At 60.7% G+C, this 24,670-nt stretch carries 19 protein-coding genes and 1 pseudogene; 16 read left to right on the top strand and 4 right to left on the bottom strand.

The genetic code is table 11. From position 1 onward, the window contains the following. Nucleotides 1-168 precede the first annotated feature (168 nt). The 4 genes from ASD02_RS22260 to ASD02_RS22245 all read left to right on the top strand — a co-directional run bounded on the left by ASD02_RS22260 (nt 169) and on the right by ASD02_RS22245 (nt 4,261). Nucleotides 169-1,044, top strand: coding sequence for a LysR family transcriptional regulator (locus tag ASD02_RS22260; RefSeq protein WP_082555591.1), 876 nt, complete (start codon nt 169-171; stop codon nt 1,042-1,044). Nucleotides 1,045-1,154: 110 nt separating this feature from the next. Further along, complete coding sequence (msrB, locus tag ASD02_RS22255; protein ID WP_057220082.1) at nt 1,155-1,601, top strand: peptide-methionine (R)-S-oxide reductase MsrB; 447 nt, start codon at nt 1,155-1,157, stop codon at nt 1,599-1,601. Continuing rightward, nucleotides 1,598-2,104, top strand: a complete 507-nt coding sequence (msrA, locus tag ASD02_RS22250) for a peptide-methionine (S)-S-oxide reductase MsrA (protein ID WP_057220030.1) — start codon at nt 1,598-1,600, stop codon at nt 2,102-2,104. The genes msrB and msrA overlap by 4 nt, the downstream gene beginning before the upstream one ends. Before the next feature lie 303 nt (nt 2,105-2,407). Continuing rightward, entirely contained in the window at nt 2,408-4,261 is a 1,854-nt protein-coding gene (locus tag ASD02_RS22245; protein WP_057220029.1) for an ABC transporter ATP-binding protein, read from the top strand. A gap of 178 nt (nt 4,262-4,439) precedes the next feature. Here the strand turns inward: ASD02_RS22245 and ASD02_RS22240 are convergent, their stop codons facing one another. Next, nucleotides 4,440-5,093 (bottom strand): glutathione S-transferase family protein, encoded by a 654-nt coding sequence (locus ASD02_RS22240; protein ID WP_057220028.1) that lies wholly within the window; start codon nt 5,091-5,093, stop codon nt 4,440-4,442. Between the two features lie 400 nt (nt 5,094-5,493). Between ASD02_RS22240 and ASD02_RS22235 the strand changes: the two genes are divergently transcribed. The 9 genes and pseudogenes from ASD02_RS22235 to cysG form a co-directional block, all read left to right on the top strand. Continuing rightward, nucleotides 5,494-6,081 (top strand): ANTAR domain-containing response regulator, encoded by a 588-nt coding sequence (locus ASD02_RS22235; protein ID WP_025430178.1) that lies wholly within the window; start codon nt 5,494-5,496, stop codon nt 6,079-6,081. A gap of 52 nt (nt 6,082-6,133) precedes the next feature. After that, on the top strand, nt 6,134-7,429 hold the full coding sequence (locus ASD02_RS22230) for a CmpA/NrtA family ABC transporter substrate-binding protein (RefSeq protein WP_113567374.1): 1,296 nt from the start codon (nt 6,134-6,136) through the stop codon (nt 7,427-7,429). 354 nt (nt 7,430-7,783) lie between these two features. Continuing rightward, the gene (locus ASD02_RS22225) at nt 7,784-9,076 is read left to right on the top strand and encodes a CmpA/NrtA family ABC transporter substrate-binding protein (RefSeq protein ID WP_057220027.1); all 1,293 of its coding nucleotides are present in this window, start codon (nt 7,784-7,786) and stop codon (nt 9,074-9,076) included. Between the two features lie 58 nt (nt 9,077-9,134). Further along, on the top strand, nt 9,135-10,028 hold the full coding sequence (ntrB, locus tag ASD02_RS22220) for a nitrate ABC transporter permease (RefSeq protein ID WP_057207243.1): 894 nt from the start codon (nt 9,135-9,137) through the stop codon (nt 10,026-10,028). Nucleotides 10,029-10,042: 14 nt separating this feature from the next. After that, nucleotides 10,043-10,843 carry an ABC transporter ATP-binding protein gene (locus ASD02_RS22215; RefSeq protein WP_025430174.1) on the top strand — a complete coding sequence of 267 codons (801 nt, stop codon included), beginning with the start codon at nt 10,043-10,045 and terminating at the stop codon, nt 10,841-10,843. Between the two features lie 6 nt (nt 10,844-10,849). Next, complete coding sequence (nirB, locus tag ASD02_RS22210; protein ID WP_025430173.1) at nt 10,850-13,312, top strand: nitrite reductase large subunit NirB; 2,463 nt, start codon at nt 10,850-10,852, stop codon at nt 13,310-13,312. A gap of 4 nt (nt 13,313-13,316) precedes the next feature. Beyond that, the gene (gene nirD / locus ASD02_RS22205; RefSeq protein ID WP_025430172.1) at nt 13,317-13,652 is read left to right on the top strand and encodes a nitrite reductase small subunit NirD; all 336 of its coding nucleotides are present in this window, start codon (nt 13,317-13,319) and stop codon (nt 13,650-13,652) included. Between the two features lie 2 nt (nt 13,653-13,654). After that, nucleotides 13,655-16,312 carry a nitrate reductase gene (locus ASD02_RS22200; protein WP_057220026.1) on the top strand — a complete coding sequence of 886 codons (2,658 nt, stop codon included), beginning with the start codon at nt 13,655-13,657 and terminating at the stop codon, nt 16,310-16,312. Continuing rightward, nucleotides 16,284-17,417 (top strand): annotated as a pseudogene (gene cysG, locus ASD02_RS22195) (siroheme synthase CysG); the annotation flags it as partial. The gene ASD02_RS22200 and the pseudogene cysG, both read left to right, overlap by 29 nt. Before the next feature lie 208 nt (nt 17,418-17,625). Here the strand turns inward: cysG and nadE are convergent. Together nadE and ASD02_RS22185 are read right to left on the bottom strand one after the other, a co-directional pair. Then, on the bottom strand, nt 17,626-18,468 hold the full coding sequence (nadE, locus tag ASD02_RS22190) for an ammonia-dependent NAD(+) synthetase (RefSeq protein WP_239637611.1): 843 nt from the start codon (nt 18,466-18,468) through the stop codon (nt 17,626-17,628). Nucleotides 18,469-18,513: 45 nt separating this feature from the next. Beyond that, entirely contained in the window at nt 18,514-18,918 is a 405-nt protein-coding gene (locus tag ASD02_RS22185) for a GFA family protein (RefSeq protein ID WP_025430168.1), read from the bottom strand. 241 nt (nt 18,919-19,159) lie between these two features. Between ASD02_RS22185 and ASD02_RS22180 the strand changes: the two genes are divergently transcribed. Continuing rightward, nucleotides 19,160-20,194 (top strand): YihY/virulence factor BrkB family protein, encoded by a 1,035-nt coding sequence (locus tag ASD02_RS22180; protein WP_309141656.1) that lies wholly within the window; start codon nt 19,160-19,162, stop codon nt 20,192-20,194. Nucleotides 20,195-20,205: 11 nt separating this feature from the next. Here the strand turns inward: ASD02_RS22180 and ASD02_RS39410 are convergent, their stop codons facing one another. Continuing rightward, nucleotides 20,206-20,343 (bottom strand): hypothetical protein, encoded by a 138-nt coding sequence (locus ASD02_RS39410; protein WP_156408444.1) that lies wholly within the window; start codon nt 20,341-20,343, stop codon nt 20,206-20,208. Between the two features lie 471 nt (nt 20,344-20,814). Here ASD02_RS39410 and ASD02_RS22175 point away from each other — a divergent pair, with 471 nt between their 5' ends. Together ASD02_RS22175 and aspT are read left to right on the top strand one after the other, a co-directional pair. Beyond that, a complete protein-coding gene (locus tag ASD02_RS22175; RefSeq protein WP_025430166.1) occupies nt 20,815-22,509 on the top strand; it encodes a SulP family inorganic anion transporter in 1,695 nt (564 codons plus the stop codon). Nucleotides 22,510-22,832: 323 nt separating this feature from the next. After that, nucleotides 22,833-24,524, top strand: coding sequence for an aspartate-alanine antiporter (aspT, locus tag ASD02_RS22170; protein ID WP_025430165.1), 1,692 nt, complete (start codon nt 22,833-22,835; stop codon nt 24,522-24,524). Nucleotides 24,525-24,670: the final 146 nt, after the last annotated feature.

Below are 24,670 nucleotides of genomic sequence, written 5' to 3'. Positions count from 1 at the left end.
CGTGCGCAGTCTATATGAGCAGCGACGACCGGCTACCCGGATTCGTTCCGGACCCATTCTGCTCGTGCCCTTCACCTGAGCCAAGCGTTGCGGCAAGCTGCGTTCTCGCGGGTGACAAGCGCGCCAACTTTGCGACTGCAGCCAGGCAACCAACGTGGAGCATCAGACATGGATATCAATCAGGTCGGATACTTCCTCAATCTGGCTGAAACGTTGAACTTCACGGAAGCCGCGCGTCGAAGCGGCGTGTCGCAACCGAGCTTGACGCGCGCAATTCAGCGCCTCGAAGAAGAACTGGGCAGTCCACTGATCTACCGCGATGGCAAGGACAGCCGCCTGACGGCGCTTGGTCGCGACGTCCAGGCTGAATTCATGCGGGTGGAACTCGCTCTTCGAAACGTGCGCGAACATTCAGAAAGCACGGTCCACGGCCGCCGCCGTATTCTCGACATTGCCGTTGCCCCGACGATCGGCCCCGCCAAGTTCACGGCATTCTTTGACAAAGTGCTCAGCCAACTCCCTGCCGTAAACCTCAACATGCATCAGTTGTCGGCCGGCGAGGGTGCGCTGGAGGTGCTGTCGGGCAAGTATCATGCCTGCATCCTTCCGGAAGCGCCGCGTTTCAACCCCAAGCTCAACATCGTGCCGCTGTTTCGTGAGCGATTTCTCCTCGCCTGCGCTGATGGGCACCCACTTGCTGAAAATGACGTCGTCAGCGTCAAGGCCCTCGCCTCGTATCCATATGTCGACCGGCTCGCTTGCGAGTTCCATACCCAGATGACAGAGCACCTGATGAACCACAACGCGGTGATGCAGCCACGTTTCAGTGCCGATCGTGAGGACTGGGTCCAGCAACTGGTGGCGGAAGGCCGCGCGATCTGCATTATGCCCGAGCGTTCGGTCGTGGTTGAGGGGATAGTGACCCGCAGGATCGAAGGCATGTCATTGGAACGAGAGGTGGTATTGGCATCCGTTTCCGGTTCCGGCACGCCACTTGAGATGCGCAAGATCGCCCAGATGGCAGCCCGTCACGATTGGGCCTGAGGCGCTGAAACGCCGCATGGCATCGCTATTGAATCTATGCACGCCCTCTATTGGGAAAATCGCCGACCCAGCGCCATATTCTGGCAGCAAGTCCAATAGGAGTAATGGCTTTGAAGTACACGAAGACCGATGACGCGATCGCCAGGCTGACGTCGATTCAGTACCAAGTGACCCAGAAAAATGCGACGGAACGGCCCTTTACCGGGTCGTACAATGACAACAAGGAACCGGGCATCTACGTCGACATCGTTTCAGGCGAACCTCTGTTTGCCTCTGCCGACAAGTTCGAATCCGGTTGCGGCTGGCCGAGTTTTACGAAGCCGATCGTACATGCAAATGTTCGCGAATTGTCTGATGGTACTCATGGCATGATCCGCACCGAAGTGCGCTCAGCTCATGCCGATAGTCACCTCGGCCACGTGTTCACCGACGGTCCGGCAGATCGGGGTGGATTGCGTTATTGCATCAACTCCGCGGCACTGCGGTTCATTCCGCTCGGCGAAATGCAGGCCGAGGGCTATGGTGCCTATCTCAACCAAGTGGAGACTATCAAATGACCGAGAAAGCTGTTTTGGCCGGTGGCTGCTTCTGGGGCATGCAGGATCTAATCCGAGCGTTGCCCGGCGTCATCAAGACCCGGGTGGGTTATACCGGCGGCGATGTACCGAATGCGACCTATCGCAATCACGGCACCCACGCCGAAGGTATTGAGATCGTGTTTGACCCCGAGACGATCAGCTATCGCCGGATTCTGGAGTATTTCTTCCAGATTCACGACCCAACGACGGTCGACCGGCAGGGCAACGACATCGGCAGTTCGTACCGATCTGCGATCTACGTTCTTGGCGATGAGCAAAGAAGAATAGCTGAAGACACCATCGCCGACGTCGACGCGTCGGGACTTTGGCCAGGAAAAGCCGTGACGTCAGTCGAGCAGGCCGGAGATTTCTGGGAAGCGGAACCGGAGCACCAGGACTACCTGGAGCGCTATCCTAACGGCTACACCTGCCATTTTCCGCGCGCGAACTGGGTGCTGCCCAAGCGGGAAGCGGCCGCGTAACTGCCGGTACGTCAGCTTTAAGAGAATGGCATCCCAGCGTTCTGGTGATTTGCCGGAACACTGGGATGCCTCAGTACACGGATGCGATCGCGAGCACATATGCCCGCGGTCGCTTTTCGGCAACCGTGCGTGGTTGGTAAAGACGCCGGGTCTGGGAACACATATACGAGGTCTTCGCTCCCTCCCAGTAGTTGCAAAAGTCCCGAATTTTACCAAAATATTCTAATTAAGATTGCAGGAAGAGGGTGGTAAGGTGCGATCTGCGTCGCTGACTTTCCCATCCGCTATTTGACCGAGTGGCCCATGTCGATTTCAGATGCGATCTACCGTCCGTTCGAAACCTTGATCCGACCCCTGGATATTCCTTACCGACCGCTGCCGTCCAAGGGGCCCGCAACCGTCCTTCTGCATTTCATATCAATGTTCCGTGGCGTGCTGATCGCGCTCGCGCTTTCCTCCATGGCGATTGAGGCCATCAACCTGACTATCGTCTGGGGGCTTTCTGTCATCGTCGATGGCGTATCGCAGAACGGTGCATCCGCCTTCTTGCACAGCGAATGGCCCCTCCTGACTTTTCTCGGGCTGCTGATCTTTCCGGCCATGCCGGTCGCCTCGTTTCTATTGAACACACTCAACTCGCATACGCTCGGCGTCGGCATGCCGGCCGCAATCCAATGGCAGGGTCACAAGGCGGTCGAGCGGCAGGATCTGGCGTTTTTCCACGATCTTTTTGCCGGACAGGTCGCTTCGCGCCTGTCACAAGTATCATCCGCCGTTCAGCAGCAGATCATCGCCGCCTTCCAGTCCATTCCACGTTTCCTGCTGCAGATGGTCGGTTCCGTCGTTTTGCTGAGCGCCCTATCCTGGCAGCTCGCCTTGCCCGTCATCGTCTGGATAGGGCTCAATGTGGCACTCGCCGTCAAGATGGCGCCGATTTTCGTGGAACGCTCGCGCAGCACTGCCAAGCAGCGAAGCTTGGTGTCAGGCGCCATCACCGACCTTTACACCAACATGCAAATGATCAAGCAGTTCGCTGCCGAAGACAGCGAGGCCGGCGCGATCCGTCGCATCATTCACAAAACCATACAGACGCAGCACAGGGAACAGCGCATCTATCGCACGTCCGAACTCATTGTCGTGGCGCTGAACATGGCACTTTGGCTGGCGATGCTTTCGATTGGTTTTTCGGGCCTCGTCAACGCCTTTCTCACGGTCGGCGAGTTCGTCGGGGCGGTCTATATCCTCCAAAGGCTGTCCGGGCACACCTTCACCTTCCTGCAGATGGGCCAGCAGATCTTCCAGGCGATCGGGACGATCAAGGATGCGATGCCCGTGATGACGACGCCGCCGACCATAACAGATCGGCCTGACGCGACGACCCTCGTGGTCAACAACGGCGAGATCCGCTTCCAAGACGTCTGCTTCGCATACAAGTCCGGCAAGCCCGTCATCGCCAACCTATCGCTGACGATGCGGCCGGGGGAGAAGGTGGGGCTGGTCGGCCTCTCCGGGGCCGGCAAGACCACGCTGGTGAGCCTGCTGCTGCGCTTCTACGACATCAACGAAGGCGCGATCCTGATCGACGGGCAGGACATCCGCGATGTCACACAGACAAGTCTTCGCCGCAACATCGGGGTCATCGCGCAAGACGTCGCGCTACTGCACCGTTCGGTCGGCGACAATATCCGTTACGGCCGACCGGAGGCGACGCAGGAAGAGGTCGAAGAGGCGGCCAAAACGGCAAGGGCCGATGTGTTCATCGCCGATCTTGCTGATGGCGAAGGCCGTAAGGGCTATTGCGCCTTCGTCGGCGACCGCGGCATCAAGCTCTCGGGCGGTCAACGGCAGCGCGTGGCGATCGCCCGCGTTCTGCTGAAGGATGCGCCGATCCTCGTGCTGGACGAAGCGACCTCCGCTCTCGACAGCGAATCTGAGGCTGCCATCCAAGAAAAACTCAACCTGGTGATGGAGGGAAAGACGGTGATTGCCATAGCACATCGCCTTTCGACCATCGCCATGATGGACCGGATAATCGTACTCGATCAGGGGCGCATCGTGGAAGAAGGCAGGCCGGAAGAACTGGTTGAACAGGATGGCCTGTTTGCCCGTCTGTGGAAACGCCAGACCGGCGGCTTCATTCCTGAAGAGATAGGCTAGCCCTGAGACAGGCAGTTGGTGGCGAGATGGGCCATCGGAGCGGTTTCCAACATACCGTCACCTGGAAGCCTGCCGTGTGTTCAATCGTTTTCCGCCGTTGCGTCCATGTTCACGCAAATGCTCCGGCTGAAGGCGGCCGGTAAAGATTTCCGTCTGGAACGCCCATCGTAGCGGACCTTTATCGGCCTGTTGATGCAGCGGTGAAAACCGCTAATTGAGCGTCGAAAGCACGCTGGTAGGCGGGTCGCGCTTCGCCGCGGGTGATATAGGCGGCGAGGTTCGGATATTCGTCCAATATGCCTGATCCTGCCAATCTGCGCAGCACCGTCACCATAAGAAGGTCACCGGCGCTGAACTCGCCGTCGAGCCAATCGGCATTGCCAAGCCTCCCGGAAAGTTCGCTCAGCCGTTTACGGATGCGGCCCTCGACGGCAGACATCCGCTGCTCGTACCAGGTCTCATCGCCTTCCAGATACCTGGCGATTTCGCGATCCACGATCGGCGGCTCCATCGTGTTGAGCGCGGCAAACATCCATGTGATCGCGCGTGCCCGGGCATTCGCATCGTGTGGCAGCAGGCCCGAACGGCGTTCGGCGATATGGAACACGATGGCCCCGGACTCGAACAGGGCTAGATCGCCTTCTTCATAGGTCGGGATCTGTCCGAAAGGATGAAGCGCTAAATGCGCGGGTTCCTTCATCGTTTTGAACGAAACAAGACGAACGTCGTAAGGCTGGCCCACTTCTTCGAGCGCCCAGCGAACGCGCATGTCACGCGCCATGCCCCTGCCGCGATCGGGCGATCGTTCAAATGCGGTAATGGTGATAGTCATCGCTGTTCTCCTAGCTTGTCTGTCTTGAAGACGATTGACTAAGCGAGATTCCGACGCTCCGTGCTCGCGATTGCTCGGGGGGTATTACTGCAATTCTGGCCTATGCCCTGCGGGCATCATATCGGCGAAGATCAGACTTGGCAGCAATTGCATGGCGCCTCGCCACTACCTGACTACTGAGAGGCCAGTCGATCGCAGAATGCCCCGTGATCTTGCCGGATTTTATGGTCTTGCGAGCAATCTAAAGAAGTTTGCGGCTTCGGGTCAGGAAGCGCTGTCTGGAGCAAAGTTCCGACCTTGCAAATGCTGCGGAATCGATTAAAAAATAAGCAACGAAGAATTTGTTAAGAAAATAGGCAATTCTGTTGCGGAATTTGCTGCGCTGCATCATGATCGCCTCATGACAAACCGCGACCTCACCATTCTCGTCATCGACGAGAACGCCATTCGTGCCTCGATCATCGAGGAAGGATTGCATGAGGCCGGGCATCGCAAGGTGACTGTCATCCATGAGGTGCAGGGTGTCGCGCGCGTCATCGACAGTCTTAGGCCCGATGTCATCGTCATCGATATCGAAAACCCCAATCGCGATATGATGGAGCATCTGTTCCAGCTGACGCGCACGGTGGGGCGGCCGATCGCGATGTTCGTGGATCGCTCCGACACCGCTTCGATCGAGGCAGCGGTCGAGGCAGGCGTGTCCGCCTATATCGTCGATGGTCTCAAGAAGGAGCGCGTCAAGCCGATCCTCGACATGGCCGTCAGTCGTTTCAACGCCTTCAGCCGATTGCAACGGGAACTGGCCGATGCCAGGTCCGCGCTCGAGGAGCGCAAGGTCATCGAGCGCGCCAAGGGCATTCTGATGAAGATCCGTGGTCTCTCGGAAGAGGAAGCCTTTGCCCTGCTGCGGCAGACGGCGATGAACGAAAAGAAGAAGATGTCTGAAATCGCGCAAAGCGTGGTGACGGCCGCCGGCCTGCTGATGTGATGGCGGGCGCCGCGTACCGGCTTTGTCGCAAGGAGTAGGTGGAGTGAACAGCATGGCCAATCTCGGCGATATCGGCAGCGGCCTCACCTCGTCCGGTCATGGTTTACCGGCGCCGCAAAAGATGCGCAGCGAGGGCGCCCGCACGCTTCGTGCCGGCTTCATCCCGCTCGTCGATGCATCGGTCCTGATCGCCGCTTGCGAGTTCGGTTTTGCCCGCAGCGAAGGTCTGACACTCGATCTGGTCAAGGATGTCTCCTGGGCCAATGTCCGCGACCGTTTGGCGTTCCGCCAGTTCGATATTGCCCACATGCTTTCCCCCATGCCGGTTGCGGCCATGCTTGGGCTTGGCTCCAATCCTTCGCCGACGATCACGCCCTTCTCGCTCGGGCGTGGCGGTAATGCCATCACGCTGTCCAATCGGCTCTTTGCCCGTATGGTGGAGGAGGGGGGGCTTGAAGGCGCCGAGAACGCGCTTGCCAATGCGCAAGCGTTCGCCGCCGTACTTGGTCGCATGAAAGCGAATGGCGATGCGCCGCCGACCTTGGGCGTCACCTATCCGTTCTCCTCGCACAATTACGAATTCCGGTACTGGCTGGCTGCCGGCGGCGTTGATCCGGATCGTGACGTCAAGCTTGTCGTCGTGCCGCCGCCGATGACAACAGACGCGCTCGAAGCCGGCGCGATCGATGGTTTCTGCGTCGGCGCGCCCTGGAACATGGTTGCATCCGAGCGCGGCGTCGGACGTATTGTCGCCGCCAAGCAGGATATCTGGCCGTCGGCGCCCGAAAAGGTCATCGGCATGCGCCCCGAGTGGGCCGAAGCCAATCCAGAAACGGTTTCGCGGTTGATCGTGGCGCTGGATGCTGCCGCCCGTTGGTGCGACGATCCGCAAAATCGCGACGCCTTGTCCGAAGCGCTCGCCGACCAGCGCTATGTCGGCGCCCCGGTCGAAATCATCCGCCGCGTGCTTTCCGGTGAGTTCACCATCGACGCTCAAGGACAGCGTCGGGTCATCGACGACTATTTCGTCTTCCACCGCAACTTCGCCAACTATCCCCGCCCCAGCCATGCACTCTGGATCTACAGCCAGATGGCGCGCTGGGGACAGGCCGACTTGGGCCCGGAAGCGACGACGGCGGCAGCTTCGGCCTATCGCCCTGACCTTTATCGGCTTGCGCTCGGGGCCGATGCGGCACCGGCGGAAGCCGATATCAGGATCGAGGGCGCATCCGCTGAGGATCGCTTCATGGACGGCCATGTTTTCGATCCTGCCGCGATTGAGGCCTATGTCGAGGCGTTTCCTGTGCGTGCAGAGGGCGGCGCGACCGCATCTGGCGCTGACAACTGATGGTTCGGCCGCTGCTTGTTTGGGCAGAGCGGCCGAGCCGGCTGTGTGCAGCGCACAATAATTCAGCAGATTCTACAATAGCTGTTTTGCTGGGCAATTACGCTCGTTCGTATTTTTATCATTCGATATCAAACTATTAGTTCCTGGCTTGTCGAACTGGCACGGCTCTTGCTTTTAAGAAATTGCTTCGGTCAACGGCGATTGAAGCGAGTTCAAACGCCAGATCGCGTTTGCCAGAGACACTGACGTCGCACGGTTTTTGTTTCCCGAGGAATCCTCCTGATCCCGGACGCAATCTCCAAGCGGCGTTTTTTTATGTCCGGTTTTGCCCGGCAGCAGCAGAGGAACCTGCGCATGATCAAGTTTTCGACTGGCGGACTGACCCGCCGCGGCCTGCTGAAAACCACAGCGACGGCCGCTCTACTCGGTGCCGCCAAGACGGCCTTCCCGACCGGCGCCTTTGCACAGTCGACCGGTCCCGAGACTACCAAGGCGGTTCTCGGTTTCATTGCTCTGACAGACTCCGCGCCGCTGATCGTCGCCAAGGAAAAGGGCTTGTTCGACAAATACGGCATGACCGAAGTCGACGTGGTCAAGCAGGCCTCCTGGGGCACCACACGTGACAACCTCGTGCTCGGTTCGGCCGGCGCCGGTATTGATGGCGCCCATATCCTGACGCCGATGCCTTACCTGATCTCGACCGGCAAGGTGACGCAGAACAACCAGCCTCTGCCGATGGCGATCCTCGCGCGCCTCAATCTCGACGCGCAGGCAATCTCGGTCGGTGGCGCCTATGCCGATCTCAAGGTCGGCCTCGATGCATCGGCGCTGAAGCAAGCCTTTGCCAAGAAGAAGGCTGAAGGCGCTGCCGCCAAGGTGGCGATGACCTTCCCCGGCGGCACGCATGACCTGTGGCTGCGCTATTGGCTTGCCGCTGGCGGTATCGATCCGGATTCCGATGTCGAGACCATCGTCGTGCCGCCGCCGCAGATGGTCGCCAACATGAAGGTCGGCACCATGGACTGTTTCTGCGTCGGCGAGCCCTGGAACGAGCAGCTCGTCAACCAGAAGATCGGCTACACCGCCGTCAACACCGCCGAAATCTGGAACGAGCATCCGGAAAAATCCTTCGCCATGCGGGCTGACTGGGTGGAGAAGAACCCGCGCGCCGCAAGGGCGCTCACCATGGCCATCCAGGAAGCGGCGCAATGGTGCGACGACATGGCCAACAAGGAAGAGCTGGCGAAGATCGTCGGCAAACGCAGCTGGTTCAACGTGCCGCCGAAGGACATCGTCGACCGGCTGAAGGGCGAATACGACTACGGCAACGGCAAGCTCGTCGAGGACAGCCCGCACTTCATGAAGTTCTGGCGCAACCACGCCTCCTATCCCTTCCAGAGCCATGACAGCTGGTTCCTGACGGAGAACATCCGCTGGGGCAAGTTTGCTCCCGACACCGACATCAAGGCGCTCGTTGCCAAGGTCAACCGCGAGGATATCTGGCGCGATGCGGCAAAGGAGCTCGGCGTCTCCGACATCCCGACCTCGACCTCACGCGGCATCGAGAAATTCTTCGACGGCAAGGTGTTCGATCCGGCAGATCCGCAGGCTTACCTGAAGAGCCTGAGCATTTCGCGCGTCGCCTGAGCCTTCGTGGCGGCGGGCGAGCCCGCCGCCGCTCGACTTGAACCTTTAGGAGAACGGTATGTCCGTCACCAATCTCAAGCTTCCCCAGGAGGCTGCTCAGCGGCCCGTGGCCCGGGTCATCGCCTTTACCCGTGCGACGAAGCCCGGCGGTAGCCGCCGGTTGCCGGCAGCACTCGCCACAGCCTTGACCAACCTCGTCCCGCTGGTGGTGACCCTGAGCTTTATCCTCGTCGCCTGGCAGGTGATCTGTTCTGCGCCCGACTCGAGCCTGCCGGCGCCGACACGTGTTCTGGAGGAAAGCTGGGAGCTGATCGCGCATCCGTTCTATGTCGGACAGGGCGTCGATCAAGGCCTGTTCTGGCATATCTCGGCCAGCCTTCAGCGCGTCGCGATCGGTTATGCGCTCGCCGCTGTCGTCGGTATCGCGCTCGGCGCACTCGTTGGCCAGAGCGCCCTTGCCATGCGCGGGCTCGATCCGATCTTCCAGGTGCTGCGCACCGTGCCGCCGCTCGCCTGGCTGCCGCTGTCGCTCGCCGCCTTCCAGGACGGCACCCCCTCGGCGATCTTCGTGATCTTCATCACCGCGATCTGGCCGATCATCATCAACACCGCGGTCGGCATCCGCAACATTCCGCAGGACTACCAGAACGTCGCCAAGGTGCTGCGGCTCAATGCCTTCGAATATTTCGGCAAGATCATGCTGCCGGCTGCTGCCCCTTACATCTTCACTGGCCTTCGCATCGGCATCGGTCTTTCCTGGTTGGCGATCGTTGCCGCCGAGATGCTGATCGGCGGCGTCGGCATCGGTTTCTTCATCTGGGATGCGTGGAACTCGTCGCTGATCAGCGACATCATCGTTGCGCTCATCTACGTCGGCATCGTCGGCTTCCTCCTCGATCGTCTCATCGCCCTCATCGGCCGCGTCGTCACCCGCGGCACGGCAACTGCGTGAGAAAGGCAAAGACCATGACCAAGAGCTATCTCTCGCTTGAGCTTATCGACAAGAGCTTCGAACGCGGCGGCGTCAGGACGGACGTTCTGAAGCAGGTTTCGCTTTCCGTCGACAAGGGCGAATTCATCTCGATCATCGGCCATTCCGGCTGCGGAAAGTCGACGCTGCTCAATATCGTCGCCGGCCTGACGCAGGCGACCACCGGCGTCGTGCTCCTCGATGGCCGCGTTGCCGACGAGCCGGGACCGGACCGCGCCGTCGTCTTCCAGAACCATTCCCTGCTGCCCTGGTTGACGGTTTACGAAAACGTCCGCCTCGGCGTCGACAAGGTCTTCCGCGCGACCAAGGGCAAGGCCGAACGTCACGAATGGACCATGCGCAATCTCGAGCTGGTGCAGATGGCGCATGCCGCCGACAAGCGTCCGTCCGAGGTTTCCGGCGGCATGAAGCAGCGCGTCGGCATCGCCCGGGCGCTGGCCATGGAACCGAAGGTTCTTCTGCTCGACGAGCCGTTCGGCGCGCTCGACGCCCTGACCCGCGCCCATCTGCAGGACCAGGTGATGCAGATCCACGCCGAGCTCGGCAATACGGTGCTGATGATCACCCATGATGTCGACGAGGCGGTGCTGCTTTCCGACCGCATCGTCATGATGACCAATGGACCTTCGGCGCGCATCGGTGAAATCCTGGATGTGCCGCTAGCCCGCCCGCGCCGGCGCATCGAACTGGCGGCCGACCGAACCTACCTCAAATGCCGCGAAGCGGTGCTCAAGTTCCTCTACGAGCGCCACCGTTTCGTCGAAGCTGCGGAGTAATTTCCCATGGCTCACCAAACGCCCGAAAAACTCGTCATCATCGGCAATGGCATGGCGCCCGGACGCATGCTGGAGCACCTGTTCGAACAGGCGCCGGGGCAATATCAGGTCACGATCTTCAACGCCGAACCGCGCGTCAACTACGACCGCATCATGCTTTCGCCGGTCCTTTCCGGCGAAAAAGACTACGAGCAGATCATCATCCACGGCGATGGTTGGTACATCAAGCACGGGATCACGCTCTACAAAGGCCACAAGGTCGTGGCGATCGACCGCGCGAAGAAGACTGTGACCTCTGATCACGGTGTGACCGAAAGCTACGACAAGCTTGTCATCGCAACAGGCTCAGTGCCCTTCATCATCCCGGTTCCCGGCAAAGATCTGCCCGGTGTTATTACCTACCGCGACCTCGATGACGTGCAGGCAATGTTGCTTGCCGCGCAGTCGCGCGAAAAGGCTGTCGTCATTGGCGGTGGCCTGCTCGGGCTTGAAGCGGCCGCCGGACTTGCCTCGCGAGGTATGGATGTGACCGTACTGCACGTGATGCCAACTCTGATGGAGCGCCAACTCGATCCGGCGGCTGGTTATCTCTTGCAGAAAGCCGTCGAGGAGCGCGGCATCAAGGTCATCTGCAGGGCCAATACCAAGGCAATCATCGGCGATGGCAAGGTCGAGGGCATCGAGCTCGACAACGGCACGATCATTCCCGCGACACTCGTCGTCATGGCTGTCGGCATCCGGCCGAACGCGGGCATCGCCAAGGAAGCCGGCCTAGCGGTCAATCGCGGCATCGTCGTCGACGACGGCATGCAGACCTCCGATGGCGATATCCTGGCGCTTGGCGAATGCGCCGAGGTCGGCGGCATGGTCTACGGCCTCGTCGCACCACTCTACGAAATGGCGCGCATCGCCGCATCGCATCTGGCGGGCGATCGCTCGCCCGCCTTCGTGCATTCCGACACGCCGACGAAGCTCAAAGTCACCGGCATCAACCTGTTCTCCCTCGGAGACTTTGCCGAAGGCGACGATCGCGAGGAGATCGTGCTGCGCGATGCAGCCGGCGGCGTCTACAAGCGGCTGGTGCTGAAGGACAACCGCATCATCGGCACAGTGCTTTATGGCGAAACCGCCGATGGCGCCTGGTTCAACGATCTGAAGAAGAAAGCCACCGATATCTCGGAAATGCGCGAAACGCTCATTTTCGGCCAGGCCTATCAGGGAGGGTCCCCGCTGGACCCTATGGCGGCCGTTGCAGCCTTGCCGGATGATGCAGAAATCTGCGGCTGCAACGGCGTGTGCAAGGGCAAGATCGTGGCGACGATCCAGGGCAAGGGACTGACGTCGCTCGACGATGTCAGGGCGCATACGAAGGCGTCCGCTTCCTGCGGTTCGTGCACCGGGCTCGTTGAGCAGGTGATGTCGCTGACGCTTGGCGAAACCTACAATCCCGCCGCCGTCCAGCCGATGTGCACCTGCACCGAGCTTGGCCACGACGATGTCCGCCGCCTGATCAAGGCCAAGGGCCTGAAGACCATTCCCGCCGTGATGCAGGAACTGGAGTGGAAGACATCCTGCGGCTGCGCCAAATGCCGCCCGGCGCTCAACTACTACCTCGTCTGCGACTGGCCGGACGAATATGCCGACGACTACCAGTCGCGCTTCATCAACGAGCGTGTGCACGCCAATATCCAGAAGGACGGCACCTACTCCGTCGTTCCGCGCATGTGGGGCGGCGTCACAAACTCTGGGGAATTGCGCGCGATTGCCGACGTCGTCGACAAGTTCGAGATCCCGATGGTCAAGGTCACCGGCGGTCAGCGTATCGACCTGCTCGGCATCGAGAAGGAAGACCTGCCGGCCGTCTGGGCCGATCTCGGCAAAGCCGGCTTCGTGTCGGGCCAGGCTTATGCCAAGGGCCTGCGCACGGTGAAGACCTGCGTTGGTTCCGACTGGTGCCGCTTCGGCACCCAGGATTCCACCGGCCTCGGCATCCGCATCGAGAAATTCATGTGGGGGTCCTGGACGCCGGCCAAGCTGAAATTGGCCGTCTCCGGCTGTCCGAGAAACTGCGCAGAAGCCACCTGCAAGGATATCGGTGTCATCTGCGTCGACAGCGGCTTCGAGATCCACTTCGCCGGTGCAGCCGGGCTCGACATCAAGGGCACCGAGGTTCTTGGTCTGGTGAGGACCGCGGACGACGCCCTCGAACATATCGTGGCGCTGACGCAGATGTATCGCGAGCAGGCCCGTTATCTCGAGCGCATCTACAAGTGGGCCAAGCGCATCGGTCTTGAAGAAATCCGCCGGCAGATCATGGACGATGCCGAACGGCGCAAGGCGCTCTTCGACCGCTTCGTCTTCAGCCAGAAATTCGCCCAGGTCGACCCATGGTCGGAGCGTGTCTCCGGCAAGGACAAGCACGAGTTCCGGCCGATGGCGACGGTCGGATTTTCAGAAGCAGCGGAGTGAGGGGATGGACATGAACTGGATCTCAATCGGTGACATCTCCGACATCCCGCTTCGCGGCGCACGCTGCGTGCGCACGCCCGAGGGCAAGATCGCCGTCTTCCGCACCGCCGAAAACGAGGTCTTTGCGATCGAAGACCATTGCCCGCACAAGGGCGGGCCGCTGTCGCAGGGCATCGTCCACGGGACGGCCGTCACTTGCCCGCTGCACAACTGGGTGATCTCGCTCGAAACCGGCAAGGCGCTGGGTGCAGACGAGGGGGGCGTGCGCACCATCCCAGTGCGCAACGATGGCGGTGCGCTGTTTATCGCACTCGAAAGCCTGATGATCGCGGCGGAGTAGTCATGGCAACCGAAGTCAAAACCACGTGTCCCTATTGCGGTGTCGGCTGCGGCGTGGTCGCGACGGTTGGCGATGACGGCGGCATCGGTGTGAAAGGCGACCCGGATCATCCGGCCAACTTCGGCCGGCTTTGCTCCAAGGGGGCAGCGCTTGGCGAGACGCTCGATCTCGACGGGCGGCTGCTCTATCCCGAGATCGGTGGACAGGCCGCGGAGTGGGATGAGGCGCTCGACCTCGTCGCCGATCGCTTTTCGCAGGCGATTGCCGAGCACGGGCCAGATTCTGTCGCCTTCTATGTCTCCGGTCAGTTGCTGACCGAGGACTACTATGTCGCCAACAAACTGATGAAGGGGTTCATCGGTTCGGGGAATATCGACACCAACTCGCGCCTTTGCATGTCTTCATCGGTGGCGGGTCATCGCCGCGCCTTCGGATCGGACACCGTTCCAGGTTGCTACGAGGATCTGGAGCTTGCCGATCTCGTGGTGCTGACGGGCTCCAACCTCGCCTGGTGCCATCCGGTACTCTACCAGCGCCTCGTTGCTGCCAAGGCTGCACGGCCGCAAATGCAGGTCGTCGTCATCGACCCGCGCCGCACCATGACGGCCGATATCGCCGACATGCATCTGGCGATCCGGCCGGATGGCGACGTCGCGCTCTTCAATGGTCTATTTGCGCACCTGGCCTCCAGCCCGGCTTTTGATCAGGGCTACATTTCGCCGCACACCAGCGGATTCGCCGAGGCCTTCGCCGCAGCAAGCGCCTTCGATCAAGCCACACTGGCGCGACTAACTGGGCTCGCCGAACAGGAACTAGCCGCCTTCTTCCAACTTTTCGAGAGCAGCGAAAAGGTTGTCACCTGCTACAGCCAGGGGGTCAACCAATCGGTCTCCGGCACCGACAAGGTCAATGCCATCATCAACTGTCACCTGGCGACCGGCCGCATCGGCCGACCCGGCATGGGACCGTTCTCCCTGACGGGCCAACCCAACGCCATGGGCGGCCGCGAGGTCGGCGGTCTTGCCAATATGCTGGCCGCCCATATGGACATCGAGAAGGCGGGAGACCGCGATCAGGTCAGACGTTTCTGGGGCGCGCCGGCCATCGCCGCAAGACCGGGCCTCAAGGCCGTCGACATGTTTCGCGCTGTCGCCGACGGGCGCATCAAGGCGATCTGGATCATGGCGACCAATCCGGTCGTGTCGATGCCGGATGCCGATGCGATCGAGGCGGCGCTCAGGGCCTGTCCCTTCGTCGTGGTCTCCGATGTCATCAGGCAAACAGATACGACCCGTCATGCGCATGTGCTGTTACCTTCGCTTGGTTGGGGCGAGAAGGATGGCACCGTTACGAACTCCGAGCGCCGCATCTCCCGCCAGCGCAGTTTCCTGACGGCTCCTGGTGAAGCCCGGGCGGACTGGTGGCAACTTGCCGAAGTCGGCAGCCTCATGGGTTTTGCCGGCGCCTTTGCCTACGCATCGGCATCCGAAATCTTTGCCGAACATGCCGGTCTTTCCGGTTTCGAGAACGATGGCCGGCGCGATTTCGATGTCGGCGCTTATGCCGAAATCGATGGTGCCGGCTATGATGCACTCATGCCGTTCCAATGGCCGCAGCCGCGCGGTAAGGCAAGTACTGTGACGCGCTTCTTCGCCGATGGCGGATTCTACCATCCGGATGGTCGCGCGCGCTTCATCGCGACCACAAGCCAGATTGCCAAGCGCGTGAGCGATGCCTTCCCCTTCACCCTCAATACCGGCCGCGTTCGCGACCACTGGCACACGATGACCCGGACGGGAAAGAGCGCGCGGCTCTCCGCTCATATCGGCGAACCCTTCGTCGAGATCCACCCCCGCGATGCGATGGAGCTTGATCTTTCGCCGGCTGATCTCGTGGTGCTGGAAAGCCCCTTTGGTGCGGCGGTCGTCCGAGCACTGATCACCGACCGCCAGGCGCGCGGCAATCTCTTCGTGCCCATGCATTGGAACGACCAGTTCGCGGCTAAGGCGCGCATCGATGCCTTGGTGCCGCCGATCACCGATCCTGTTTCGGGCCAGCCCGCCTCCAAGAACGTTGCCGTTTCCGCCCGCCGTTTCGCAGCCTCCACCTATGGATTTGCAGTCAGTGCCGCAAGGCCGGAAGGGCTTGATTGCGCCTATTGGGCGCTGGCCAAGGCAAGGGCCGGGTGGCGGCTCGAACTGGCATCGCAGACCGAGCCTGATGATTGGGTCGCGTGGTGCCGACGCATCTTCGATATCCCGGTGGATATCGAGCCGATCGGCTATGCCGACGGGCCGTCCGGCCATCGCCGGCTCGCCTTCTTCGATGGCGCCAAGCTGTTGCTGGCGCTTTATCTCGCGCCAGAACCCGTCGCCGTTGCCCGCAGTTGGGTGGTCGAGCAGCTCGGCGCCTCGCATGCCGATCTGCGACTTCGCTTTGCGCTCGTGGCCGGCCGACCGGGTGCGGATAAGCCCGATCCGGGAGCAACCGTCTGCTCCTGTTTCAATGTCGGGATCAACCAGATCGTTGCTGCCGTCCGTGGCGGCTGCCGCTCGGTCGAAGCTATCGGCCAGACGCTGAATGCCGGAACCAATTGCGGCTCGTGCCGCGCCGAGATCAGGGGGATCGTCGATGGATGCCTTGCTGCTGCCGCGGAATGAAAGGCGCCTGCGCGTGGACCCGCCGCGCATGATGCCTTTAGCGAAGCTGCCCGTGTTCTTTGCGCTCGAAGGCCGCCGTGTCGTTGTGGCCGGCGGCTCCGACGCCTGCGCCTGGAAGGCGGAACTGTTGGCGGCCTGCGGTGCCGAGGTGCATGTCTATGCACCGCCTGAGGAAATCGGAGAGGCCTGCGCCCGCCTTTTCGAGGCCGGTTCCTCTCACCCAGGCGGCAGGTTCACCCATCACCGCGAGGCCTGGACAAAGGAAGCGTTCGCTGGTGCGGCGCTTGCGATTGCCGACTGCGAGGGCGATGAGGACGCGCGGTCCTTCTTCGAGGCGGCCAATGCGGCTGGCGTGCCGGTCAACATTATCGACAAACCGGTCTATTGCCAGTTTCAGTTCGGCTCCATCGTCAATCGCTCGCCGGTCATTGTCGCCATATCGACTGACGGCGCCGCGCCCATTCTTGCCCAAGCGATCCGCCGGCGCATCGAGACCTTGCTGCCGCCGGTCCTGAAGGATTGGGCGTCGCTGGCACAGGCGATCCGCGACAAGGTCAATGCGCGCCTCAAGCCCGGCGCGGCACGCCGCGCCTTTTGGGAGCGTTTTGTCGATCGTGCCTTTCAGGAGACACCGGAGGAGGGTGTCGAGATGCGGCTGGTGGCGGAGATGGATCGCCTCGCGGCGAACCGGACCGACACCGGCCGCGTCACGCTCGTCGGCGCCGGGCCGGGCGACGCGGAGCACCTGACGCTGAAGGCGGTGCGTGCCCTGCAAGCGGCCGATGTCATCCTTTTCGACGGTCTCGTTTCCGATGAGGTGCTGGAGCTTGCCCGTCGCGAAGCCAAGCGTCTGCTGGTGGGCAAACGTGGTGGGCGCGCGAACTGCAGCCACGAAGACCTCAACGACATGATGGTATCCTGGGCACGCGCCGGCAAACGGGTTGTCCGGCTGCAATCCGGTGACCCGGCGATTGTCGGCCGTAGCCGCGAGGAGATCGCCCGGTTGGAAGAAAGGGGCATTGCGGTCGATGTCGTCCCGGGCATCGCGGCGGCGAGCGCCATGGCGGCACGCGTGTGCGTCCCGGTTGGAGACCGGGATCATAGCGATCCCATCTCCCGTTGGGCGTGACGACGCAGACCGCCTTTATTGACAACGATCGCAAGGCGACAGTTGAGGGACGCATCTTAGATGCGCATTTCGCGCTGTGGTTCTATAGGCAGCAAACCGCCAGTAGCGTCGTCACTTCCTCTGGGACCGGCCGCTGCAGCATCTCTGTCATTCGCCCTGGGCGAAGCGCCACCATGAACTCTGATCAAGGCGCCGCTGCGGGATCCGCGACGAAAGCAGGGCCGATCGGCAGCGCACGTTTATGTCCGCTCCCCCGATACGCAGCAAGAATTCGCTCGGCGGCCGACTTGCTTATGGTCTTTCCTTCGAGGAAGTCATCGATCGCGTCATAGCCAATTCCATAGACCTCTTCATCGGGCTTCAGCGGGGCGTCTGTCTCCAGATCGGCTGTGGGGACCTTGGAGACGAGATCGGACGGTGCGCCCATGTAAGTGGCGATGGCGCGTACCCGTCTCTTGTTCAGCCCACTGAGAGGGACGACATCTGCGGCGCCGTCTCCGTGCTTGGTGAAGAAGCCCATCAGGGCCTCGGCGGCATGGTCCGTTCCAATCACCAGCCCGTTTGCGGCACCGGCGATCGCGTACTGGTAGATCATCCGCTGACGCGCCTTCACATTGCCGAGGTGGAAGTCGTCGCGCGCCGTGCCAAAAAGATCGCCAGCGGATTTTCGAACCTCAGTGAACAAAGCGTCGGCAGCCGTTTTGACATTTGCTTCCAGGCCAAGATCGGGGTTGATCACCGCCAGACATTCGCGAGCGGCCGCTTCGTCAGCCTGTGTCCCATAGGGCAGCCGAACGGCGATGAACTGCGCGAGATAGCCGTCCTCGCGCAACGCCCGGACGGCGGCCTGTGCAAGCAAGCCGGCAGTCAGGGAATCGACCCCACCGCTTATACCCAATACATAGGCCCGGGCATTTGCCTGTCGCAAATAGCCGGCCAAAAAAGCAATCCGCTCTCTTGCTTCCCTCTCTGCATCGAACGCACCTGGCACGCCGAGTGCCCGAATGATCTCGAATTGCTCATCCACTGACCAATTTCCGGTCAAATCTGCCTCCCATTCGACGCGTCCGCGTCAAGCGCTGTCATCGCCTGTTCGTCTTGTGTGGCGGTCTTCCCAATGTTGCTCGGCGCCCGGCACTGGGGCAAGCCAGGGCTCACGTCTCTTCACCCACAATTCATAGGTCGGAACCAGTTTGGTCGGTGCATCGTTCAAGGTGCCAAGCTGGACCTCGGCTTCATCTTCGTCATAGGCAAACATGTGGGAGCTGCAGCGTGTGCAGAAACGCTGTCCGTTATGGGCAAGCGTCGTCTCCCCGCTAGCGGCGAAATCGTCTCTGGCCCAAATGGCGTAGAATGTGAATGCCGATCCGCTCTCCCGACGGCAATTGGCGCAGTGACAGATACCAACTCGGATGGGTTCGCCTTTCACCTCGTATTTGACCTGCCCGCAGAGGCAGCTACCTGATCTCTTCGTCATGGTTGTGGCTCCGGTTCCTCCACAGGCGGGGGCTGGTTCGATCATCAATGACTCACCGGGATCCAGATTGCCATTGCTGGGCCTCGAAAATGAAGGGAGCCAAAGCCGGTAGTATTTGCCAAGCCCAATGCATCCAAATGGAGGGTCAAACGTTGACGCCTTGAAATCATCGGAGCGTCTGATGTTACCGAAACGCATCACAACGGATCCTGCGGCGGCAATAGCCGTAGTTGCGGTAGCGATGGTCGCCGTCAGTTTCCTTTTATCCCGGCAGACAGCGATACGCGCGCGAGGAGTATCGATGTCCAATGACCAGCATTCGATTGTGGAGGATGAGCACGGACGCTATGCATCGGTGCCGGAACAATTGCCAGCGCGAGGTTTGCGCGATGTGTTTTGGCGAGTCGTGCATGAGGTTGCTGAAGATCGGGTGGCTTTCGTTGCGGCCGGAGTGACCTTCTACTTGCTGCTCGCCTTGTTTCCAGCGCTTGCTGCTCTCGTATCGCTCTATGGGTTGATGGCAGATCCGGCCGTTATTTCCGACCATCTCCGCGACCTGGCAGGCATGCTTCCACCCGGAACGTTCGAAGTTTTCTCGGAGCAACTCCATGCCCTTGTCGAGCGGCGAGACACCACCCTCGGGATAGCGTTCCTCGTTGGGCTCATGATCGCTGTCTGGAGCACGCACAACGGCACTTTGGCTGTGTTTGACGCAATGAATGTGGCCTATGAGGAAAACGAGAAGCGTCGCTTCGTCAAATTGAACCTGATAGCGCTTGCGTTTACGTTCTGCGCAATACTCGCCGCAGTCTTCCTGATAGGCGTAATGGCGCTACTGCCTGCGATCCTGCAACTTGTCTGGCTCGAGCCATGGAAGGAAACGCTGGCGTTGCTTGTTCGCTGGCCCATCCTCATGCTCGTATCGTTGCTGGCGATGACCGCCGTATACCGCTTCGGGCCCAGCCGGCAGCCCGCCAGGCTTAGGTGGCTGACCTGGGGCGCGCTCTTCTCCACCTTGGCCTGGGTAGTCATGACCCTGTGCTTTTCCTGGTACCTCGACAAGTTCGCCGACTACAATGCAACCTACGGCGCTTTAGGCGGTCTCGTTGGGTTTATGATGTGGATCTGGTTATCGGTATGCATTCTGATCGTCGGGGCCGAACTCAATGCCGAACTCGAGCACCAGACATCTCGAGACACTACGACTGGCGCTCCACTGCCGATGGGAGCGCGTGGAGCGTACATGGCCGACAACATTGGCAGGATCGTCAACTAGTAAGCGCCAGATCAATGCGGCGCGGTGCAATCTGTCGGTTCGCCTACAAGCCGGCGGCGGGCGGTGTCTAAATCGCGCGGATACTTATTGTTGAGGACGAAATACTCGTTGCCACGCTCATTGAAGATACGGTCAGCGATCTTGGCCATCAGATCATTGGGCCGGCGATGCGGTAGAAGTCGCCTTGGCTGCCGCGGACAATGAAGACTTCGATTTCGCCATCCTGGACATCAACCTGGCCGGCAAACAATCATCCCCCGTGGCATACCGCCTGACGGAGCGCGGGATACCCTTCATGTTTGCCAGCGGATACCCGCGTTACCGGCCTGGTCGAGCCTTGCCTCGATGCACCGACGGTTCTGCATTTAGGCGCACGTTCTCGTCTGAAGCATGCATTGTTTGTGGCGAGCAAAACTGGCTGCCGCCTCCTGCACGCCGGTGCTCACAATGCGAAACCCGAAATTTATCCTCGTCAAATCTAAGAGGGCTTGGCGAGCGATCGTGATCGTGTTCAGATTGTTGCGCGTGGGGATCTCCGGGGTGGCGAGCGGATGATTCTGCGCTGTCGTGGCAAGTGATGGTCGTTTTGACCTGGCACATAGCCATAAGAGGGCAAGATAATGGTCCCGTTACCGCATGCCGACCAATCCGCCCATTCATCGGCCGGTACCCTGCGCCCGGACATGATCGCGGGCCTGACGGCGGCTGCCGTGGTGCTGCCGAAGGCCATGGCCTATGCGACCGTTGCCGGCCTTCCTGTCAGCGTCGGGCTCTACACCGCCTTTGTACCGATGATCGTCTATGCCCTGCTCGGCACCTCGCGCGTGCTCAGCGTCAGTTCGACGACCACGCTCGCGATCCTGACCGCGAGCCAGCTTGCGCTCGTCGTACCGGATGGGAACCCTGAACGATTGCTCACAGCGACCGCAACGCTGACGGCGCTCACGGGACTGCTTTTGATCGCGGCTTCGGCGCTTCGTTTGGGTTTCGTGGCAAATTTCATTTCGTCGCCGGTGCTCACGGGTTTCAAGGCCGGGATCGGCCTCGTCATCGTGTTGGACCAGGTGCCAAAACTGTTCGGGCTGCATTTTACCAAGGAGGGGTTCTTCCGGGATATTCTGAGCCTCGTCCACCATTTGCCCGAGACGTCGCTCGTTACATTCGCAGTCGGTGCCACGGCGCTGGTGCTCCTGCTGGTCATGGAAGGCCGTTGGCCGCATTCTCCGGCTCCGCTCGCTATAGTCGCGGCCGGGATAGCGATCTCGTGGTTGGCGGGCCTTGGACCGGCAGGCGTCGCCACAGTCGGGCACATTCCGCAGGCTCTGCCTTCATTGGTACTGCCGAATATCGACCTGGTCCTGCAGCTCATCCCTGGGGCGTGCGGCATCGCATTGATGAGCTTCACCGAGACGATTGCTGCCGGGCGAGCCTTCTCGGTCGCGGGTGAGCCTCCGATCCAGCCAAACCGCGAACTGATGGCGACGGGCGCTGCCAATCTGGCCGGCGGGCTGTTCGGCGCGATGCCGGCAGGCGGCGGCACATCGCAGACGGCGGTGGTGCGCGCCGTCGGTGGGCGCACACAAAAGGCCTCGCTGGTCACGGCAGCGGCGGCAGCGGCGACGATGCTCGTTCTTGCACCGTTGCTCGGCCTCTTGCCGCAGGCCGTGCTCGCGGCCATCGTCATCGTCTACTCCGTCGGTCTCATCAAACCCACCGAGTTCGTCTCGATACGCAAGGTTCGCCGGATGGAGTTTCGCTGGGCACTCGCCGCCTTCCTCGGCGTGCTCTTGTTCGGCACGCTCCAGGGCATTCTGGTCGCTATCACTCTGTCGCTCGTCGGTCTCTCGGGCCAGGCGGCAAACCCGCGCGTCCATGTCGTAGGCCGCAAACGCGGCGCAGACGTCTTGCGGCCGCTTTCGGCCGAGCATCCAGACGACGAAACCTTCGAGGGAATGCTGATCGTGCGCCCGGAGGGGAGGCTCTTCTTCGTGAACGCCCAGCAGGTCGGCGACCGTATTCGTACGCTGGCCAATGAACAAAAGCCGCGCGTTCTGATGCTGGACCTTAGTCGCGTTTTCGACATCGAATACTCGGCACTCCAGATGATCATTGATGGCGAGCGAAGCCTTGCGCGCGGGGGCATCGAACTCTGGCTCGCAGGCCTCAACCCGGATGTGCTCGCCTATATCAGGGCATCGGGGTTTGCCGACCAGCTTGGCCCTGACCGCATGTTCTTCAATACCCGCTCTGGTATCCGCCACCACCAGGACAGCCTCACGGTCGCGCCGTCACAGCCCGGTGCGGCAACGACCTGACGTGTCGGCGCACCGGGATCCGGCTTTCGCGCTTCGCTGTGTTTGTTTTCGGCCGCTCCTCCTGGAGCATAGTTCCAAGGCGTGGATGCGCCTTCCGACCAAACTCGGGAAGTAATGACGCATCAATCAGTTCAAGGGCCAGAAAAGAACCAAAACACTGTGTGTTCCTTGGTTTGGCGCCGTATTTGAAAGTTTCGGATATCATACTATTTTTATTCTGAATAACGCCTTGAAACGAGTGTGTAAGGGTGTATTCTCGCAGAAATAGCGATGAGGATTTAGTCAGATTTGGTTCCCGATTTCCGAGTAACAGGGGAAGCTCTATGATTGACTGGTTTGTAAATACGCTTCGCACTTATCCCGAAATTGCAATATTTCTCTCTTTGGCGCTTGGATACTACTTCGGTTCGTTCACCTACAAGGGCCTGGGCCTTGGTGCAGTGACCGCCACGCTCGTTGCTGCCGTCATCATCGGGCAGATCGGGATCACCATATCGCCACCGCTCAAGGCTACGTTCTTTCTGATGTTCCTGTTCGCGATCGGCTACGGTGTCGGGCCGCAATTCGTGCGCGGCATTGCCAAGGATGGCATCCCGCAGGCATTGTTCGCCGTGGTTGTGTGCGTCTTTTGCCTCGGGGCGCCCTTTATTGCCGCCAAGATAGCCGGTTATGATGTCGGTTCCGCGCTGGGGCTCTATGCCGGTTCGCAGACAATCTCCGCGTCGATGGGTTTGGGAACGGACGCAATCAATCGTCTTGGTCTGGCACCGGAAGAAGCCAAGCGGCTGCTGGACGCGATGCCGGTCGCCTATGCCGTCACCTATATTTTCGGCACGGTGGGGTCGGCTATTGTGCTGGCCCTGATCGGCCCCGCGCTTCTGGGTATCGATCTGGAGGCGGAATGCAAGCGCTACGAGGCGGAACAGGGCGGCAAGAAGGAAGTTGGCGGGGCGGGAACCGCTTGGCATCACTACGAGTTGCGCGCCTATCGCGTTCGGGAGGGAGGGCCGGTCGTCGGCAAGACGGCACGTGAAGCCGAATCCTTGATCCCCGAGCAGCGGGTTTTCATCGAGCGTATCCGCCGAGGATCGAAGATCGAGGATGCAACGGCGGACACGGTCATCCAGGCGGGCGATGTCGTTGCCGTGGCAGGCCGACGCGAAGTGCTGGTGAGCCTGATCGGTCATGCTGCAGAAGAAGTCGACGATCGCGAGTTGCTGGCCGTTCCTGTGGAAGGTGTCGATGTCCTTGTCACGACCAAAGAAGCGAACGGGAAGACGCTGGCCGAATTGGCGCAATGGCCGTCATCGCGTGGCGTGTTCCTGCGCCGGATCGCGCGTGGTGCCACGGCGACGGAAATTCCGATCCTTCCGAACACCCAGATCCATCGCGGGGACATTCTGACGATCGTCGGACGGACGCAAGATACTGCCGCGGCCGCCAAGGCACTCGGGGTGGCCGACCGTCCGAGCGACGTTGCCGACGTCGCGTTCATCGGCGCTGCGATTACAATCGGCGCTTTGATCGGCGCACTCGTCTATAAGGTCGGCGATGTGCCATTTACGCTGTCCACATCAGGGGGGGCGTTGATCTCCGGGCTCTTCTTCGGTTGGCTGCGCTCCGTGCGGCCGAAGTTCGGACGCATACCGACATCGACGGTCTGGTTCATGAATTCAGTCGGCCTCAATGTCTTCATCGCCGTGGTCGGCATATCGTCAGGGCCAGGCTTTGTTGCAGGCCTGCAGCAGCTTGGTTTCAGCCTGTTCCTTTGGGGCATTTTCGCAACGACCGTGCCGTTGGTACTGGCAATGTATGTCGGGAAATATGTGTTCCGGTTCCACCCCGCCATTCTCTTGGGGTGCTGCTCCGGCGCGCGCACGACGACTGCCTCCCTCGGCATGATCAACGATCGCGCCAAGAGCCAGATCCCCGGGCTCGGCTATACCGTTACCTATGCCGTCGGCAACACCCTGCTGACGATCTGGGGCATGGTGCTTGTGATGATGATGACCTAGAGCTTTTCGAGGAACAGTGCGAAGCGGTCTTCTGTCAGGAAATGCGTAAAGACAAAGAGATAGTGCGTTTGCGACTCCGTTTAAATCGGAAACGCTCTAGCGACCTGTTTCGGACCGTAAGGGATCGTCTTTCGAAGTGCATAAGT

Origin of the sequence: Ensifer sp. Root1252 (assembly GCF_001425885.1) — a bacterium.
Taxonomy (GTDB): domain Bacteria; phylum Pseudomonadota; class Alphaproteobacteria; order Rhizobiales; family Rhizobiaceae; genus Ensifer; species Ensifer canadensis.
Note: the sequence above shows the minus strand (reverse complement) of the source record. Positions and strands in the feature narration are given on the sequence as shown.